Below are 17,763 nucleotides of genomic sequence, written 5' to 3'. Positions count from 1 at the left end.
CCACAAAAGAGCTAACAGGGTCTCCCGAGTTGCCGCACAATCTACTGTTAACATGCCTGGCTCACTGACCCCGGGGAAGTTCCACCTAGCTCGCCATTTTCACGCTACATGGAATGTTGTTTTCCAGCTTCCGCACACCGTCAACCTTCCCGATGTATCCCGTTTCGAGGCTCTATCACTTTCAGGCCTATTAACCTCCCTGTCTACGCTTAGCACCCTGCATCTCTGCAGGTAGCCCAAGACTCAGTATTGACGACTTGGCTAAAGTCTTACCAAGCAGGAGTATCACCTGCCAAATTGTACGCCCTTGCTCGGACGCTCGCGGAACGAGGATCCGAACCCAAGCTTTAAACGGGGACTTTAAAGAAAATAACGGAATGAGGATCCGCCAAATCAGTACACCGGATCCTCATTCCGTTAAATAGTAGGTTCTTCAACATTAGGGGCTAACCTCATTCTACTCACCCAAATTACCGAACGCGATACTCCTAGTGGACAAACCTTACTTTTTTTACCATAAAACCTACATTATTAGTTAAACAAACCTTCTAAAAAGTTGCCAATTACGTTAGCGAACTTTTTAAAGAAGTTCTCCACTTTATTCCAGAATCCTTCGTCGTTTACAACATCCTGAACTTTAGAGGCAATGTTATCAAGCTGATTCTTGACCTCATCAAAATTAATATCCAAGTCTTTCATTTTATTAAATAGGTCAATTAGCATTTGACGATCTGCATCACTTAATGATATTCCCAATTGATCAAGCTGCTCCTGAACGATTTTCTCTACATCTTCCTTTGTTGCTGGATTTTGGTCAGCTATTGCCTTTTTAATTTCTGTAAGCAATTCACTTACTTTTTCCTGGCTCAACCCATCCTTAGCAAGGTCTGTTGCGACACCAAGTTCTTCGTCAGCTAATTGCATTCGCTCCTTATCAAGTGGTTGCCCTTCAGCATCATAGGCCTTATAAATCCCTGTTAACGCAGAGTGTCCGCTTACTTTTACTGGTGAAGCAACATCAACAGTTGCGTCCTCTACCCCAGCAGTCAATAACGCGTTTGCATACATTTCATTTGTTACTTGTGTAATATTTTCTGGCGTTACAATATTAATTGTTAAACCTTCACCTTTTTCCTGACGCGTGATTTTTGCCGATGAGAACATTCTTGAGTTTGGATCACCATCAATGTAATTGGCGATATCTTCCCCTGTCACGGAATATTCTTTTACTGCCTTGGGATCTGTAACTTCCAGCAGTTCTGTCACTTTGTTTTTTTGATCGTCTGACAAGGTATCTCCATAGACAACTATTGGAACACCCAGCTTTTCATTTATACCACCATCATTAGCAGCCTGCACCGGTACTCCAAGACTAGTAATCAGTCCAACTACCAACACAAAAACACATGCCAATTTCAAATAACTTTTCATCATTATTGTTACTCCTTTATCAGTCAGTTTTTAATATACTATGCTTGTCTTATCCTATTAGTAATTACGATACATTATAACGTTTTATGATCACCATGAATACATTTTTCCCTATTTGTTTATCAATCTAACATTGTGATAATGAAAATATGAGCATTATATTGTAAATTTAGTTCATGTTACTTTATATTTAGTGTATCGAAATATTTTTGAAAGAAGGGATTTGTTATTTTAGAGCAAAATCCTAATATAAGACGGAATTTAATTATTATGTGGTTCGCCAACTTTTTTATTGCCGGAAGTATTACAATGGTCCTTCCATTTATTTCATTATATATAGAAGAATTCGGTAGTTTCTCTGATTCTTATGTACAGACTTGGTCGGGCTGGGTATTCGGAATTACCTTTGTCACCGCCTTTATCTTCTCGCCAATCTGGGGACGCATTGGTGACAAGTATGGCAGGAAAAAGATTCTGATTATTTCAGCGCTGGGGCTTGGGTTATCAGTACTCCTAATGGGGTTCGCCAATTCAGTTTGGGAGCTTTTTTTATTGCGTTTATTTATGGGGGTATTTACTGGATTTATTCCAATGTCCCAGGCTATGATTTCTACGCAGACACCAAAGAGAATTGCCGGTCAGGTGCTTGGAACATTGCAGACCGGGAGTATTACAGGAGCATTGATGGGGCCCCTACTTGGTGGTGCACTCGCTGATGCTTTCGGATATGCTTCCACATTTAAGTGGATTTCCATTACCATATTTTTATCCGGCATTATTGTGTTAGTTGGCGTAAAAGAGATTTTAATACAGTTTTCAGATGATAACAAGGAGCAGGCTTCTTATTCTACTAAAGAAGTGCTAATGCACATCATACGAAACCCGGTATTACTTGTAGTCATGCTTATTTCCACATTGGTTCAAGTTGCACATTTTAGCATCCAGCCAATTTTATCCCTATATGTAGCTGAGATACACGGTCCAGCCAGCATTGCATTCTATTCTGGAATGGCCTTTTCAGCTGCCGGTCTTGGAAATTTGTTAATGGCGAAGCGCTGGGGCAGATTAGGGGACCGGATCGGCTATACAAAGATAATGATTTTCTTGTTATTTATGGCCGGTATTGTTTATTTGCCTGGTGCATTTGTAACCAATATTTGGCAGTTAGTCGTACTAAGATTTCTTCTTGGAATTTCAATCGGTGGATTAGTTCCAGTTCGAGTCGCATATATTCGTCAAGAAGCACCACTGTCAATGCAGGGTGAAGTACTCGGTTATAATACCAGTTTACGGTTTTTAGGAAATATTATTGGACCTGCACTAGGAGGCATGCTTTCTGGATTCTTCGGCTTCTCTGCAGTATTTTTCGTAACGAGCGGATTGCTCCTAATAGGTGGGTTTATAATGCTTGGAGCATGGTATAAGCATGAATACGAAGGGAAACGGACACACTCACTTTCCTCTTCTTAGCCACGGGGACTTCAAGGCTAAATTTAAATGCTGAAACAATATTTCCCCACAATTATATATTGATTTGTTATACTGGATATGCTACAACTAGTAGAGTCAATAATTTATTCAGACATTAGAAAGAAAGTGATAGCAATGGGAATTGTCGTTGTTGAGGTTTGTGACGGAAATGCGATCACTACTATAGATATAGAAGGCATCATCGAAAAGGAATTTCCAGAGGTAGCCGTGCTTATGAATGAATGTTTGTCATTTTGCGGGCTATGTCGGGTTAAACCATATGCACTAGTAAACAACAAACGCGTTTTCGGTAACACACCTGAAGAATGTTTAGATAAAATAAGATCAGCCATAAAAGAAGAACTAGCTGTTTATCAATAACAGCTAGTTCTTTTTATTACACCAAGGTCTAGATGTCCTGTTGCCCAGTGCATTTTTTGTTATTTCCCGGGAAATTTTTTGTCGGAAACTGCCATTTATAGGCTAGCTTTGAAAATTTCTACTGAATCCTGGCGAGATAATTTCTTGAAATTACCAAACTCAGAACGTGCAATAATCGTTTTATCTGCCATCTCTTCAACTGTTTTATCATCGATGTCGTAGTCCGCTAATGTAGCGGGCGCTCCAATATCATTCCAGAATTCGCGAAGTTTATTTATTCCCTCAAGCGCAACATCACGATCACTTTTACCTTCTGCTTCCACATTTAACACACGAACTGCAAGTTGCTTAAAGCGATTTGCATTCGTTTCGTCCAATACATGCTTCATCCAGTTCGGAAAAATAATCGCAAGTCCACCACCATGAGGAATATCATGTACTGCTGATACGGCATGCTCGAGATTGTGTGTTGCCCAGTCACCACGATAACCCATATTCAGCATTCCGTTTAACGCCAAGGTTCCACTTAACATCATTGTTTCACGATACTCATAGTTTTCCAGATCATCCAATAATTTAGGTGCTGTTTCAATAACCGTTCGAAGTATAGATTCACAAAAGCGATCCTGTACTGGCGTATTTCCTGTCTGGTGAAAATAGTGTTCCAACACATGTGACATTATATCAACAATGCCATATATTGTTTGATCGCAAGGAACGGAAAAAGTATTGCTTGGATCAAGAATGGAAAATTTAGGGAAAGTTGATGGTGTTCCCCACCCATGTTTTTCATGTGTTTCCCAGTTGGTAATAACCGAACCTGCATTCATTTCGGATCCTGTTGCAGCTATAGTTAGAACTGTCCCGAATGGAAGTGCATCGTTTACCTTTTCTTTTTTCGTGACAATATCCCATATGTCTATATCTGTTTTAGCACCTGTTACGATTGCTTTTGTCGCATCAATCGTGCTGCCACCACCAACAGCAAGCACAAATTCAATACCTTCATTCTTACAAATTTCAATGCCTTTTCGAACTGTTGAAACGCGCGGATTGGGTTCTACCCCTGCAAGTTCCACTACCTCGGCATTTATTTTACTTAATTGATTCATGACTTCATCATATACGCCATTTCGCTTGATACTGCCACCACCATATACAAGCAGCACTTTTTTACCATAAGCAGCAACTTCATTCGGCAGTGCTTCCAACTGACCTTTTCCAAAGATTAATTTAACTGGATTATAAAATGTAAAATTATCCATTCGTTTTGCCTCCTGCTGTTATTTTGTATATACGATTACATCCATTTCTACAAGAACATCTTTTGGCAGCCGGCTGACCTCAACCGTCGCTCTTGCCGGATATGGTTCCGTTAAAAAACCACCATATATTTCATTTACCGTTGCAAAATCATCCATTGAGTTAAGATAGATGGTAAATTTTACCACCTGGGAAAAATTTGCACCAGCTTCAGTCAGTATCGCCTGCAGATTTGCCAGCACTTGTTCTGTTTGCTTTTCTATTCCATCAACTACCTCACTGCTTCCAGGGTCAATCCCGATTTGTCCTGAGACATAAATAAAATCCCCAGCCTGAATTGCCTGTGAATACGGCCCAATAGCAGCCGGTGCATATGCAGTATGTATTGCTTTTACCATATTAATTCCTCCCTATAATTTTATTTTATCATTTCCATATTCAGTCTTACTACTCTTTTGCAAGTACATCCCTATATTTCAATACATCCCGAACATAATATATATCGCCATAGCAGGCATTATATTGCTTTGCTTCTTTCCGTAAACAGGTATATATCGATTTATTTGAGGAGGTATTATACATTTTTTGGGAAAAATTAATTGCTGCTTTTTGTGTATACTTTCCCGAGTTATCGTTGATGTAATCAATAAAACCCTTCCCAAAATTATATGATTGTATCGCTAACTTTAAATCTCCATTTGCTTGTTTGATAGTTTGGGAAAAATAATAGACTCCTTGTTTAATGGAAAGTTCTGGTTCATCTATGCAACCTCTCTCCCCGCAATAGCTTTCAGACGACTGCATTGGATCATTCCCACGTCCACCAGATTCCTGCATCATCATTGCAAGCATGACATCAACATATTGTGTTACCCCAAATTGCTTTGCATACTTTTCAACAGTTGGTTTATACTCCCATACTTGCTCACTGATCGATGGGCGGGAAACGTCAAATTGCTGACTGCTTGTATTTTCAAATGACAGTATTGACACGACAATAAATACACTAAATAAAACAGCTGCTATTACGAACGTTTGTTTAATTGCTTTTCTTGTTTTAGGTTTCATAGAATCCCTCTGTTATTCTTGTGCTAGTTTCATAGATTATCTTTCTAATGTTTCTTCGCGAATAATTCCTTCTCCCGCCATTTTCCGAATCGATAGTACATATATGCAAATAAACTGCTTACCAAGAAGCTTGATCCCATTCCAATCGCTATTCCATTTTCGCCAAGCCAGTTGGCAAAAAGAGCGGTTAACGGATAACGAAGAACCCACAAAGAAATGACATTTAGTGCCAGTACCTGATACATTGCTCCGGACGCCCTGACAATTCCATTTAATATAAAATTAATACCAAGGAATGGATAGCATAATGCGATAATCTGCAGATATCTTGTTCCGAATGCTATCGCTGCTTCATCCTGAATAAATAGCCGTATACCGTATTCCGCGAAAAATACAACTAGAATTCCTACGATAAGCATAACAGAAAAATTGTAGAGCACACCAAACTTTGCAATGCTTTTTACACGTGACCAATTCCGAACGCCAATATTTTGACCAGCCATACTGCTAACTGCTGTTCCAAGCGCGTGTGCCGGTAGCATCAAAATACTATCCAAACGCTGCGCAGCACCAAACCCAGCGACAACACCTTCTCCGTATATTGTTACAACACTCATTATTGCTGCTACTCCAGCAGATATAACTGCCATTTGCAGTCCTGATGGAATACCAAGATTTAAAATTAGGCCAACTTCCTTTTTTGACGGGAAAGACGGTATAGTGAAAGGAGCCAGTTTGCGGTACAACACATGGATAACTCCATAGAGAAATGCACTGCCTTGCGCCACTATTGTTGCATACGCTGCTCCATCAATACCCAAATTAAAGCCAGCGATGAACAGCGGGTCAAGCACTACATTTAACGCTACAGCCAGCATAACGAACCGAAGCGGTGTTTTACTATCACCGAGTGCACGTAGTACGGTGCTAACAAAGTTATATCCAAACAAGAACAATATTCCAAGGAAATTTACTTCAAGATATGCCTTTGCCTCACTCATCATGCCTTCTGGTGTACCCAGTAACTTTAGAAGCTCCTCAGCCATAAGATAACCAACTGTTCCTAGTAAAACTGAAAGTAATACCAAAATTACAACGAATGCATTAAGATAGCTTTTTAACCCCGTATCATCATTTCTACCTTTTTGCTGCGACAGAATTGTTAGCGCAGCATTATTTAACCCAATCACAAATGATAATATCGTAAAAATAATAGTACTCGAAACAGCAACAGAACCAAGTGCATTTGCTCCAAGCAAGTTACCAACCCATAAACTGTCGGCAAACTGGTAGGATGTTTGCAGCAAATTAGTCAGCATAATTGGTCCTGAAAATATGATCAACTGCTTCAGAATATTCCCTTGTGTGAAATCATGCTGTTTCTTCATAACCGTCAGCCTTTCTTACTACAACCTTATTTGGGAACTTCAACCGGATTCCGGGATCTTTAACTTAATACCGAAAACTTCAACTGGATATCGGGATTTTCTCATAAATTCCATTCCCATCTTACCACGGATTAATAAACTCCTCCTTATTATGAAACTTATTAATAAAGTTTTTATAATAATTAAAATAATGTGATATTATAAATGTATGCTTGTATAATAATATAAAAGGAGATGTTTCGTATGATGCAAGTCCCATTAACAGTAGGACCTATGCTTGAGCATGCAGAAAAGTTTTTCTCAAAAAAACAAGTCATCTCGCAAACGCACGATAAGCTTCACCGGCTTACATATGCCGATATCGGAGAAAGAACAAGGCGCTTAATGAGCGTTCTCGATAATCTCGGAATACAAAAAGGTGATCGGGTCGGCACATTAGCCTGGAATCATCACCGGCATCTGGAGATTTATTTTGCCGCACCAGGTATGGGGGCAGTGTTGCACACCATCAATATCCGATTATCCCCTGAGCACATTATTTACATTATTAATCATGCTGAAGATAAGATTTTATTTATTGACGAAGACGTTTTACCCCTCATCGAAGCCGTACAGGATAAGCTTCAAACGGTTGAGGCATTTGTCGTTATGACTGACAAGTCCGAACTTCCAGAATCTACTTTAAAACCACTTTACTCCTATGAAGAATTACTGCATACAGGAGATCCTACACGTGAATTTTCAAAAACAATCGATGAAAATGACCCAGCCGGAATGTGCTACACATCCGCTACAACTGGGAAACCTAAAGGTGTTGTCTACTCGCATCGCGGGATAGTCCTGCACAGTTATGCTCTTGGATTAGCTGATTCAGCTGCAGTATCAGAATCTGATGTATCAATGGCTGTGGTACCACAGTTTCACGTTAATGCCTGGGGGACACCATTTGCATGTACATGGTTTGGATCAACACAAGTCATGCCCGGACCACGGTTCACACCAAAACGACTTGCCGAATTCATAGAAAGATTCAAAGTTACCATTACAGCCGGAGTTCCAACGATTTGGTTGGGATTACTTCGTGAACTGGAACAAGGCAATTATGATACATCAAGCTTGCGTGCAGTACTTTGTGGCGGTTCAGCCGCTCCAAAAGGACTTATCCAGGCATTTGAGCAAAAGTATAAAATTCCATTTATCCATGCCTATGGCGCAACCGAAACAACACCACTTGTAACACTTTCCAGGCTGAAGAGCTATCAGCAGGAAGAACTGAGTGAGGATGATAAGTTGGATCAACGTGCAAAACAAGGGGCACTGATACCTGGCCTCGATATGAAAATCATGGGTAATGATGGCGAAGTTGCCTGGGATGGTGAACAAATGGGTGAGTTACTCCTTCGCGGGCCATGGATAGCCGACGAATACTATAAAGATGAACGAAGCGAGAATGCGTTTGTTGATGGCTGGTTCCATACTGGTGATGTTGTATCAGTTGACGAAGAGGGTACACTTAAAATTGTCGATCGTACGAAGGACCTGATCAAGAGTGGCGGAGAGTGGATTTCTTCCGTTGATCTAGAGAACGCCATTATGGCACACGAAGCTGTTTTCGAAGCTAGTGTTATAGCAATTCCAGATACTGAATGGCAGGAACGACCAATCGCATGTGTTGTTTTGCACGAAGGGTTTGCTGACAAAGTCGGCAAAGAAGATATGCTTGAATTCATTCGGCCACAATTTGCAAAATGGTGGCTGCCAGATGATGTATTATTCTTCGATGAAATCCCTAAAACTTCAGTTGGTAAATTCCTAAAGCGCCAGTTACGTGAACAGGTAAAAGAGCATTATAATATGCAAGGTTAATTAGGTAATGAGGAAATCGGCTATGACGCCGATTTCCTTTATTGTTGCTGTAGAGAAATGGATCCCCTATCGGGAGTTATCGACTCGATTTGCAGGTTATCAGCCTGGATTGTGACTTATCACCCTGAGCGCGAACTATCAACTTATAATAAAAGATTCATACTAACGACTGAATAATTTCGGCAACTGTCTCTTCTTTTTCAATACTCCCAACACCCTGTCCAGCCCAAAGTGATTGCACATCTTGAACAGCGAATTCTTTACCTGCAGTCCTAATATCCTTTGTGAGCTGGTTTTGTATTGGAAACGGCAATGGCTGAATTCCAGTTGCTTCCACTTCTTCTATGAATCTATTATTGATAGCGCGTGCTGGGCGGCCAGAGAATACTTTGGTAATTTTGGTATCACTAGTTTGTGCCTTAATGAGTGCTCTTTTATATGCTTCATTTGTCCCAGCTTCTTTTGCCATCAGAAACCTGGTACCTAACTGAACACCTGCAGCACCCATAGCCACTAATGCTTTGACTTGTTTCTTCTTATGTATTCCCCCTGCTGCTATAACCGGCAATGAGACAGTGTCCAAAATTTCCTGCAGCAGCACATGCAAGCCAATATTGCTTCCATTTGGATATTTTTTCACATCAAATGTGCCACGGTGTCCGCCTGCTTCACTCCCCTGGGCAACAATTGCATCGTATCCTGCGTCTTCCATTTGCTTAGCCTCATCAAGATTAGTAGCCATCCCAATCAGGGTGACGTTATTATTCTTTAAGCGTTTAATTAAAACAGAGGACAAAACACCAAACGCCGTGCTTACTATAGAAATATTTTCCTCCAGGATGACATAAATCTTCTCTTCTAAATTGTCTTTTACTTTAACTGAATCTTCTCCTGGTTCAATGTCCAATTCATTTCTATAGTTGTTTAATATTTGTTGCATTCTCTGAATATCAGTGGAGAACGTCTCCAAGTTGGTGGCAAATAAATTAACTGCGAATGGATTATTGGTCAGGCTTCTCACTTGCTGAATGTTTTCTTTTAATTCTGCTGCACTCATATATCCAGCTCCAATCGTGCCAAGTGCTCCGTAATTAGTGACAGCTGCTACCATTTCTGGAGTTGTAATTCCCCCAGCCATTCCTGCCTGAATTATAGGTACTTCGATATTCAGCTTTTCTAATAAATCATTCACACTTGAACCCCTCCCTCTATTTATTATTGTCTCTATAAGAATACCATATTTAGTAATATTTCCTAAAACTTTCCTAACTTTCCTTCTTGACAATATTGTGAAAATTTCGTAATATGTTAATGTTAACGAACAGTGTCGCTAAATATATCGTTAATTGTGAAATTGAGTATAAGGATGTGGAAATAAACGTGAATCAACCGCAATTGGAAACTGGTATCCGTACTATTATCAGCAATACGATAGACAAATTCTCTATTTTTATACATACCGATGACGGAAATATCGCTATCAATGCCTATGAACCCAGGAAAGCAGCTAGCTTAGTTAAACTACCTATCCTAATTGAGGCCTTTCGCCAACTTGAATCAGATCTGTTCCGGGCAGACACTCTAGTATATATTGAGCGAGATATGAAAGTCGGAGGGGCAGGAGTTATAAATTATCTTACTAGCTCGAATGTATATAGTTATAAGAATCTGATGGAATTAATGATAATTATTTCCGATAATACTGCCGCGAACATTGTCCTTGATAAGGTAAAGATGGATCACGTGAATATTTTAGCGAAACACTTGAAATGTGAGCACACAACGATACAGCGTAAATTTATGGATTCAGTATCACAGTCGGCAGGATTTGAAAATTACACAAGTGCATACGATATGTATCACTTCCTGACTGTTATTGCTAATCACGGCAAGACGATAAATAACAGCAGCAGATCACAGATTCTTGAGATATTATCGAACCAGCAACTCGAGGGTAAACTTGCTAGTTATCTACCATTTGATTCAGATATAAAGCTATATCATAAATCTGGAGAGTTAAATGGCGTTGAGCATGATGCTGCTATTTTCGAATATCAGAACAAACGCCTTGAGGCTGTTGTTATGAGTGAAGGCTGGGAAAATAACGGAATAGGAAATAGACATATTGCAGACATTGGAAAGCTATTAATTGATTACATAACATCAGATTACGAGGAGGAGTATTAGTGAAAATAAAAATTGCTGTTTTTGGGCGCCAAGAACTAGTTGATCGAATTACGAAGTATGTTAAAGAAAATGAGGACATTGAAATATTCCCATTTGTTTATTCGGAGACAAACGAAACATCCGAATTAGTTGAAAAAGCATTTATGTGTGATGTCTATTTATTTGCAGGGTCATTGCCGTACTTATATGCAAAAGAGAAGGTAGAGAAAAAGAAACTCCCAACTGTGCAGGTTGATTTTGATGAATACATGATTTTAACATCATTTTACCGTGTCAGAAATCATCACAAGCAGGAACTAAATCGACTTTCAATAGATGTGATGAGTCAAAGAAACGTCGATAAAGTACTGGATGAGATGGAGTTGAACAATGAAGAAATATATACATATAGCTACGGAAATGATCAGCCTGTAGATATTAACCGGATTGCAGAATATCATGAAAATCTGTGGAATAAGGGGAAAATTGATTACGCACTTACATCAATTGAAGAAGTCGAGTCAATTTTAAAGGAAAAGGGTATCACCACCAGCTGCATGAAAATTCCGTTATTAAACATTGAACGTGCAGTTGAACAGGCCGAATCTATTGCAACACTTAACCAATCTAAGAGCGCTCAAATCGTTGCTGGCTACGTTCAAATTAAACAATTTGATTTAATTAGAGCTGAAAAAGGCGATTTTCAGGCACAGCAATTACAGTTAAAGCTACACCAAATTCTATTAAGATATTCCCAAAAAACATATGCTTCTGTTCTATCAACTGGAAATGATAAATTTGTATTATTTGGAACAAGAGGAATCTTAGATCATATAACCAACCATTACCGTGATTTCCCACTACTAAAGGAAATGGAACGTGCCTTGAACACCTCGGTAGATATTGGATTCGGCCTAGGTCTAACTGCTAAACAAGCGGAAGACAACGCAAAGTCAGCATTAGAGGCATGTAATCAGTCTATCGACGGTACATGTTATATCGTCAACGAACGTCAAGATACCATTGGCCCGCTTGGAGTGGAAAAGGAATTTAATACATCGGAATTGTACCGTTCATTAATTCATCAAGCAAAACTTAACAATGAGTTATCCTATAACTTTATTGACTTTATTGAAATTAGAAACAATGAGCCGTTCTCATCCAATGACATCGCAAGTTATTATCGGGTCACAAAGCGAAGTGCAGAACGTACTGTTAAAAAACTACTATCAGGTGAAGTCATTAAAGTAGTTGGCGAGGAAAAGCCATATTTAAAAGGACGGCCACGGAAATTATTTCAATTAAATCAGTAATCAGCCGGGTAATGTGTAGTTGTTCTGACACCTTTTCTATTTTTTGTTATGAAACTGCTTCTCATCAAATTTAATACCAACAAAAAACGGATTCATTATCAATGGTCAACCTAATACGTAGTTGATATTAACTACGACGTACTGTGGAAAAATAATTTCAGTCTAGGACACCGCTGCGGAAATCCACCTCGCGCACCTAGGGCGGCTGGCGAGCCTCCTCGTGCTGCGCACTGCGGGGTCTCGCCGATGCCTTTCTTCCCGCAGGAGTCTTCGTGAATTTCCTCCGCTGGGTTTTGCTCACTATATCGTGTAAATTAATCTTATTGTGACATTGCTTCTTAGCCATAGGGAACATTTCATACTCTAGTCAAGAAATCTCCACCAGTGAGGTCAGAATAGACTCCTATGGGAACAGCACTTTCCGAAGACCCCGGAAGAGCAACTAAACGAGGTCGTGCCCATGGAAAGCGAAGTATCCTGCCGGAACGAATTTAAGCACTCAACCATCATTAAAATAAAAGAATATCTTCACTATGTCGCAGTTTATATCTAATCAGCAACATTAGAAAACTATGCAGTAAGAAAGTAGGTATATATTTTTGTATAAAAAACACCTCTCTAACTTGATTTAGCGGACACAGGGGACGTTATTTCTATATAAAAGTAACTTTCTCGAAGTTATCCGGACACAGAAGCCCTTATTTCACATATATCATGGTTATTTGACTGTATTTGTGTGAAATAAGGTCCTTGGTGTCCGCAAACACCACAATTTCCGTGGATTTTTGCCAAATAAGGTCTCTGGTGTCCGTAAACCTCAATTTTGCTATATGAAAAATAAGTCATGATAGATGGTGGCTGCGTACTCAGCATCTTAACTGCAAAATAAATCCGAACTAGTTCGAATTCTATTTCAAGAATTTCGAACCCTAGTTCGGATTTTACTGTGTTAAGATTTTTTGTTGTTAAACAAATAATTCATTATCTCATCGAAAAACATTACAGAGTCGGTTATTAAAAAAACAGGCAGGAGCATTATGGCTAGTACAACTGCTAAGTTGGATACAAAAAATTTCACAAATCCTTTAAGCACACCAACCAATCTCATCATCCCCTCTAGAGATAATATGAATCCTCTACAATTATAATAACCTATTTAAATTCTCATAAAACGTGCATAAACCAAAGGGATTCCAAGCCTTAAATATTGAGAAGCTCCCGGACGTCATCTTCACTCAGGCTAGACAGCATCGTTTCGCCAGGCTGAATTACTTGATCAATCAGCTCACGTTTTTTTTGCTGGAGGTCGTATATTTTCTCTTCAATTGTTCCCTCTGTAATGAGGCGGATTACTTGGACAACATTTTTTTGACCAAAACGGTGCGCACGGCCTGTAGCCTGATCCTCAACAGCTGGATTCCACCATAAATCATACAAGATAACGGTGTCTGCACCAGTTAAGTTTAACCCTGTTCCACCTGCTTTAAGCGAGATGAGAAATACATTATTTTCACCATTATTAAAACGCTCACTCATTTTCACGCGATCCTCTGAAGCTGTGTGCCCGTGCAAGTAAAAATAGTCAATTTCCTCTTGCTTCAGTTTATTAATAATGATCTCGTGCATGCTTGTGAATTGTGAGAATATCAGCATCCGCTTTCCATTTGCAATTGCATTTCGAACGGTATCCATTAATTGGTTTAGTTTACCAGATTCGCCTTGGTAATTTTCCACAAAAACAGATGGATGGCAGCAGATCTGACGTAACCTGGTTAATCCCGCCAGAATCTTCATCCGATTTTGGTTAAAGCCACTTTCTTTCATAGACTGTGCTGCTTCTTGCTGCAGCTGGCGCCAGTAACCGACATACAAGTCCTTTTGATCTTTTGTCAGTTCTGAGACGTGTACTGTTTCGATTTTTTCCGGCAGCTCTTTTAAAACATCTTTTTTTAACCGGCGTAAAATAAACGGCTTTGTCAGCTGTGAGATTTTTTCATGTGATAGCTTTTTAAAACTACGTTGATTTGGCATTAGTCCCGGTAGTATAACCTGAAAAATTGCCCACAGCTCATCAATTGAATTTTCGATTGGTGTTCCACTTAAAGCAAACCTTCTGCTCGCTTTAATTTCACGAATTGCCCGCGATGTTTTTGTTGCATAGTTTTTGATGTACTGTGACTCATCCAAGATCAATGTCTGGAACGATTGCTCGCGATAAAGCTCTATATCCTGGCGCAGTGTTGCATAAGAAGTAATCCAAACATCCATATCAGCATATTCCTCAATCTTTTTCGCGCGTTCTAAAGGTGCTCCAGTTAAAATTGCCACGTTTAAATCAGGAGCAAATTTATCACATTCATTTTTCCAATTATATACAACCGATGATGGTGCAACAATTAAATGTGGCTTATCACTAGGTTCTGAAAGGATATAAGCGATACTCTGCAGTGTCTTTCCAAGCCCCATATCGTCAGCCAAAATACCTCCAAGATAATAGGCACTTAATGACTTAAACCATTGATACCCTGTCAATTGGTAACTTCGTAATGTTGCATTAAGATTTTCCGGCAATGGATAAACTTGTTCCTCAGGTGATTTCAGCTGATGTAACAGCTTACGAAAAGATGGGTCGTAATTTTTTTTTGTGTCGATTAACTCATCAACCTGTGCACCACGATAGACAGGCATTTGAACATTCCCATCCTGTAAGTCATCTTTTTGAATATCCAAATCATCAAAAAGCTGCTTCATGGAAGAAAATTCATCTCCCTCAAGCGAAAGTAATGCACCACTTTGCATTCGGTAGTAGCGCTTCTTCTCCATGACAGCATTAAGAATCTGGCTGATTTCTGAATCATTCACTCCATCAATATTAAAGCCAATTTCAAGCAGATTTGAGGATGATTCATGACGCACACTTGTGCTCGGTGATGGCTCGTTTTCTACGATGAAGTTGCGTATCTCTGAAGTAAGGAATAGCTCAACATACTTATCAAGCAATGGCAGTACATCGTATAGAAATTCATACAAACTTTCTTCATCATCTGCTTCAATATATAATTCTTTTCCATTGTAATGAAAGTTCGCGTGTTCAACCAGATGCATAATCTGCTGTTCTCTTTCAACATCACGAATAATGATGACATCATCCTGTTCACGCCCGCTAAACGGATCAATTTGGTGGTCACCATAGTGATATTCAAGTTTGCCGACAATCCAATCTGCCTGAACTTCCAGAAATAATTTTGCGCGTAAAGGCACTTGAATTATTTCAGCTGCGACATTTTCATCTATTTGTACATCGCCGACCTTTTTAAGTGATGGAAGGACTTCGGAAATAAAAGAATCTGCCTGTTTTTTCGGAATAGGAAGTTGTTCGTTTTCTCTTCCCACCTGAGTGATCTGTTCGATAATCGGAATCTGTTCTTTCTGAGGAAAAAAGAACGCTCCATGTGAAAACAGCATCTGATATAGCTTGAAATAAGTCATGAAAGCCATATCGTCCATGGACAAAACCAGTTCCCCCTGTTCGTTTTTCGCAAGGTCAAAATGGAATGGTAGCTCATCCTCCACAACATCAATATGCTGAAAACTCTGATCCCTTGTTTCAACAGTGAAGTCTCTTTTTATAAGCATGTGCAATAACTGTTTGGCAAGTAATGGCGGAATAACAACTGACCGCTCTGGTGAGTCCTGGTAATGATAAATACCGCGATCAAGATATATTCTTTCATTACGTAATACGGAATTCAACAGCTCGAAAATTTCCATATCCTGCTGATGGAAATAATGTGTTTCCGGACTGTATGTAAATGTTTTTGTAAAATAATGCTCGTTTCCTTGAAATACATCGTTAAGAAAATCGTGTGCATTTTTAACAACAAGGCACCGTTTCTCACCGACTTTCAGCTCCAATAACAGATTACGTTCAAACGACCACTTGACATAATACTCAACATGAAGCGGTATTTTTTGTGAAAACACTTCGGATTTCGGCTGATAATCGGTTAGTGAGGATATGGAATCAATCAGCCAATTGGTAGTTTGATAGTTATCAATTATTTTTCGAGGTGGATCATTTGTTTCTTTAGCAGTGATTGCAATTAATGTGGCAACAATATGCTTACACGACCCATATGTGTCAAATGCTGGACAATCACAATAAGCATCAACAGACCCTTTCGAAAAATCGGACGTATTAATTTCAACAAAATAATCTTCAGTTCCATGTACAGTTGCAGTCCAGACCTGATAATTTATATCATAAAGTAATTCACTAACTAGGTTTTTATTGTAATACTCCAAACCGCGTCTATATATAACGGATGGAAACATTTTTTGTATATTGATATCACGAAAACTTTTCAAAACACAAGTACCCTACCTTCTACCATCTCTTTATCTATTATTGTATATGACACGTACTGTTTTTTAAACTAAATACTTTTACAAGGATAGGATATTCTGGAGGAATTTATACCTTGAAATAAGAACTCTCACGCGAGAGCTCTTACTTCATTTTACTTGGCAGTGCCTGGATGGATATGATTAGATCATTGAGTTTACCTTCGATGCGGTGTAACAAATAGAATGTTACCACAATCGGAAATCCAACTTCTGTCACAAAGGATACCCATGTTTCCACTGAAATCACTCCTGTCTGATTTGATTTTTATTTGTTTAGAAAACTTGGCATTCGCTGTGTCTTTTGGTGAATTTCCTTAGTTGCACTTATGCAGTAAGGAAATAGTCTTATCTGTTAAAAAAGACCAGGGCTCTTGTGCCACTGGTCTTTAGAACAGTTAATAAGGATTACCATTAGCCAATTATGCTAAGTCAACTTCAACTACATTACGTTCTACAATACGTGCGCTCTTTTTTGATACTAGATTGCCGCCTGATGATGAGAATGCATCTTGTGTGATAATTTCGTCCATTGCACTTGTGACAGCAGCTGGATCAACTGGCTCAACCGGGTTGTCCAATGAGTATGTCACAGTTTTACCTTCGTCATTCAAAAATTTAAGTTCAAGCTTCTTCATTATGATTCCTCCTCTCCATTATTTTTTAGCAGTTAAGAAAGTATATATCCTTTCTTACTGCATAAGTGCAACTAAGGCACTCGCCATTAAGGCTTGACAATTGCCAAGTTTTCTAAGAATTATGCCTGACTAATTTCTGAGCTGTCATTACGTTCAATATTGTAAAGCGGGCGTTCCTGAAGTCCTGCAAAAGCTGTAGCAATTGCATACAACTGGTCAGCGGTTGTAGCTGGTTTAACGTTATTAAAACTTTTGGTTTTGTAGATGATTTTACCTGTTTCAATATCATTGCCATCATCCAGTGTTAACGTTAACCGTGTTGTAACTATTTGCGATACGGCCATCTCGATCACCTCCTTTCACCACTACTATCGA

At 39.2% G+C, this 17,763-nt stretch carries 15 protein-coding genes; 5 read left to right on the top strand and 10 right to left on the bottom strand.

Annotated elements, in window-relative coordinates:
• Window positions 1-531: 531 nt before the first annotated feature.
• Complete coding sequence (locus ACE1TG_RS13545) at window positions 532-1,431, bottom strand: DUF1002 domain-containing protein (protein ID WP_375052930.1); 900 nt, start codon at window positions 1,429-1,431, stop codon at window positions 532-534.
• 270 nt (window positions 1,432-1,701) lie between these two features.
• Here ACE1TG_RS13545 and ACE1TG_RS13540 point away from each other — a divergent pair, with 270 nt between their 5' ends.
• Window positions 1,702-2,901: an MFS transporter gene (locus ACE1TG_RS13540; protein WP_375052924.1), complete on the top strand. Its 1,200-nt coding sequence runs from the start codon at window positions 1,702-1,704 to the stop codon at window positions 2,899-2,901.
• Between the two features lie 135 nt (window positions 2,902-3,036).
• Complete coding sequence (locus ACE1TG_RS13535; protein WP_375052929.1) at window positions 3,037-3,282, top strand: YuzB family protein; 246 nt, start codon at window positions 3,037-3,039, stop codon at window positions 3,280-3,282.
• A gap of 95 nt (window positions 3,283-3,377) precedes the next feature.
• Here ACE1TG_RS13535 and ACE1TG_RS13530 read toward each other — a convergent pair whose 3' ends face one another.
• From ACE1TG_RS13530 to ACE1TG_RS13515, 4 genes are read right to left on the bottom strand one after another with little or no spacing between them, the layout of a single operon-like run.
• Complete coding sequence (locus tag ACE1TG_RS13530; protein WP_375052923.1) at window positions 3,378-4,547, bottom strand: iron-containing alcohol dehydrogenase; 1,170 nt, start codon at window positions 4,545-4,547, stop codon at window positions 3,378-3,380.
• Between the two features lie 18 nt (window positions 4,548-4,565).
• Window positions 4,566-4,943 carry a RidA family protein gene (locus tag ACE1TG_RS13525; protein ID WP_375052922.1) on the bottom strand — a complete coding sequence of 126 codons (378 nt, stop codon included), beginning with the start codon at window positions 4,941-4,943 and terminating at the stop codon, window positions 4,566-4,568.
• A gap of 49 nt (window positions 4,944-4,992) precedes the next feature.
• The gene (locus ACE1TG_RS13520; RefSeq protein ID WP_375052921.1) at window positions 4,993-5,613 is read right to left on the bottom strand and encodes a lysozyme family protein; all 621 of its coding nucleotides are present in this window, start codon (window positions 5,611-5,613) and stop codon (window positions 4,993-4,995) included.
• Between the two features lie 44 nt (window positions 5,614-5,657).
• Entirely contained in the window at window positions 5,658-7,001 is a 1,344-nt protein-coding gene (locus tag ACE1TG_RS13515; protein ID WP_375052920.1) for an MATE family efflux transporter, read from the bottom strand.
• Between the two features lie 243 nt (window positions 7,002-7,244).
• On the opposite strand from ACE1TG_RS13515, the gene ACE1TG_RS13510 reads away from it, so the two are divergent.
• Window positions 7,245-8,867, top strand: coding sequence for a long-chain fatty acid--CoA ligase (locus tag ACE1TG_RS13510; RefSeq protein ID WP_375052919.1), 1,623 nt, complete (start codon window positions 7,245-7,247; stop codon window positions 8,865-8,867).
• Window positions 8,868-9,024: 157 nt separating this feature from the next.
• Here the strand turns inward: ACE1TG_RS13510 and ACE1TG_RS13505 are convergent, their stop codons facing one another.
• Window positions 9,025-10,059: an NAD(P)H-dependent flavin oxidoreductase gene (locus ACE1TG_RS13505; protein WP_375052918.1), complete on the bottom strand. Its 1,035-nt coding sequence runs from the start codon at window positions 10,057-10,059 to the stop codon at window positions 9,025-9,027.
• 119 nt (window positions 10,060-10,178) lie between these two features.
• Between ACE1TG_RS13505 and ACE1TG_RS13500 the strand changes: the two genes are divergently transcribed.
• A complete protein-coding gene (locus ACE1TG_RS13500; RefSeq protein WP_375052917.1) occupies window positions 10,179-11,054 on the top strand; it encodes a serine hydrolase in 876 nt (291 codons plus the stop codon).
• Entirely contained in the window at window positions 11,054-12,346 is a 1,293-nt protein-coding gene (locus ACE1TG_RS13495; RefSeq protein WP_375052916.1) for a hypothetical protein, read from the top strand. Before ACE1TG_RS13500 ends, ACE1TG_RS13495 begins: the two co-directional genes overlap by 1 nt.
• Window positions 12,347-13,546: 1,200 nt before the next feature.
• Here the strand turns inward: ACE1TG_RS13495 and ACE1TG_RS13490 are convergent.
• The 4 genes from ACE1TG_RS13490 to ACE1TG_RS13475 all read right to left on the bottom strand — a co-directional run bounded on the left by ACE1TG_RS13490 (window position 13,547) and on the right by ACE1TG_RS13475 (window position 17,732).
• Window positions 13,547-16,714: a DEAD/DEAH box helicase gene (locus ACE1TG_RS13490; protein ID WP_375052915.1), complete on the bottom strand. Its 3,168-nt coding sequence runs from the start codon at window positions 16,712-16,714 to the stop codon at window positions 13,547-13,549.
• Between the two features lie 142 nt (window positions 16,715-16,856).
• On the bottom strand, window positions 16,857-16,991 hold the full coding sequence (locus ACE1TG_RS13485) for a YvrJ family protein (RefSeq protein ID WP_375052914.1): 135 nt from the start codon (window positions 16,989-16,991) through the stop codon (window positions 16,857-16,859).
• Between the two features lie 181 nt (window positions 16,992-17,172).
• Window positions 17,173-17,388 carry a DUF2922 domain-containing protein gene (locus ACE1TG_RS13480; protein ID WP_375052913.1) on the bottom strand — a complete coding sequence of 72 codons (216 nt, stop codon included), beginning with the start codon at window positions 17,386-17,388 and terminating at the stop codon, window positions 17,173-17,175.
• Between the two features lie 119 nt (window positions 17,389-17,507).
• Complete coding sequence (locus ACE1TG_RS13475) at window positions 17,508-17,732, bottom strand: DUF1659 domain-containing protein (protein ID WP_375052912.1); 225 nt, start codon at window positions 17,730-17,732, stop codon at window positions 17,508-17,510.
• Between the last annotated feature and the right edge of the window lie 31 nt (window positions 17,733-17,763).

It is taken from the genome of Virgibacillus sp. JSM 102003 (assembly GCF_041949995.1).
Lineage (GTDB): Bacteria > Bacillota > Bacilli > Bacillales > Amphibacillaceae > Lentibacillus.
This window is presented reverse-complemented; position numbering and strand designations above follow the sequence as displayed.

What these genes read in the sequence shown, in the direction of transcription:
- ACE1TG_RS13545 (WP_375052930.1), bottom strand. Translation starts at nt 1,431, where the DNA reads ATGAAAAGTTATTTGAAATTGGCATGTGTTTTTGTGTTGGTAGTTGGA.
- ACE1TG_RS13540 (WP_375052924.1), top strand. Translation starts at nt 1,702, where the DNA reads ATGTGGTTCGCCAACTTTTTTATTGCCGGAAGTATTACAATGGTCCTT.
- ACE1TG_RS13535 (WP_375052929.1), top strand. Translation starts at nt 3,037, where the DNA reads ATGGGAATTGTCGTTGTTGAGGTTTGTGACGGAAATGCGATCACTACT.
- ACE1TG_RS13530 (WP_375052923.1), bottom strand. Translation starts at nt 4,547, where the DNA reads ATGGATAATTTTACATTTTATAATCCAGTTAAATTAATCTTTGGAAAA.
- ACE1TG_RS13525 (WP_375052922.1), bottom strand. Translation starts at nt 4,943, where the DNA reads ATGGTAAAAGCAATACATACTGCATATGCACCGGCTGCTATTGGGCCG.
- ACE1TG_RS13520 (WP_375052921.1), bottom strand. Translation starts at nt 5,613, where the DNA reads ATGAAACCTAAAACAAGAAAAGCAATTAAACAAACGTTCGTAATAGCA.
- ACE1TG_RS13515 (WP_375052920.1), bottom strand. Translation starts at nt 7,001, where the DNA reads ATGAAGAAACAGCATGATTTCACACAAGGGAATATTCTGAAGCAGTTG.
- ACE1TG_RS13510 (WP_375052919.1), top strand. Translation starts at nt 7,245, where the DNA reads ATGATGCAAGTCCCATTAACAGTAGGACCTATGCTTGAGCATGCAGAA.
- ACE1TG_RS13500 (WP_375052917.1), top strand. Translation starts at nt 10,179, where the DNA reads ATGTTAACGAACAGTGTCGCTAAATATATCGTTAATTGTGAAATTGAG.
- ACE1TG_RS13480 (WP_375052913.1), bottom strand. Translation starts at nt 17,388, where the DNA reads ATGAAGAAGCTTGAACTTAAATTTTTGAATGACGAAGGTAAAACTGTG.
- ACE1TG_RS13475 (WP_375052912.1), bottom strand. Translation starts at nt 17,732, where the DNA reads ATGGCCGTATCGCAAATAGTTACAACACGGTTAACGTTAACACTGGAT.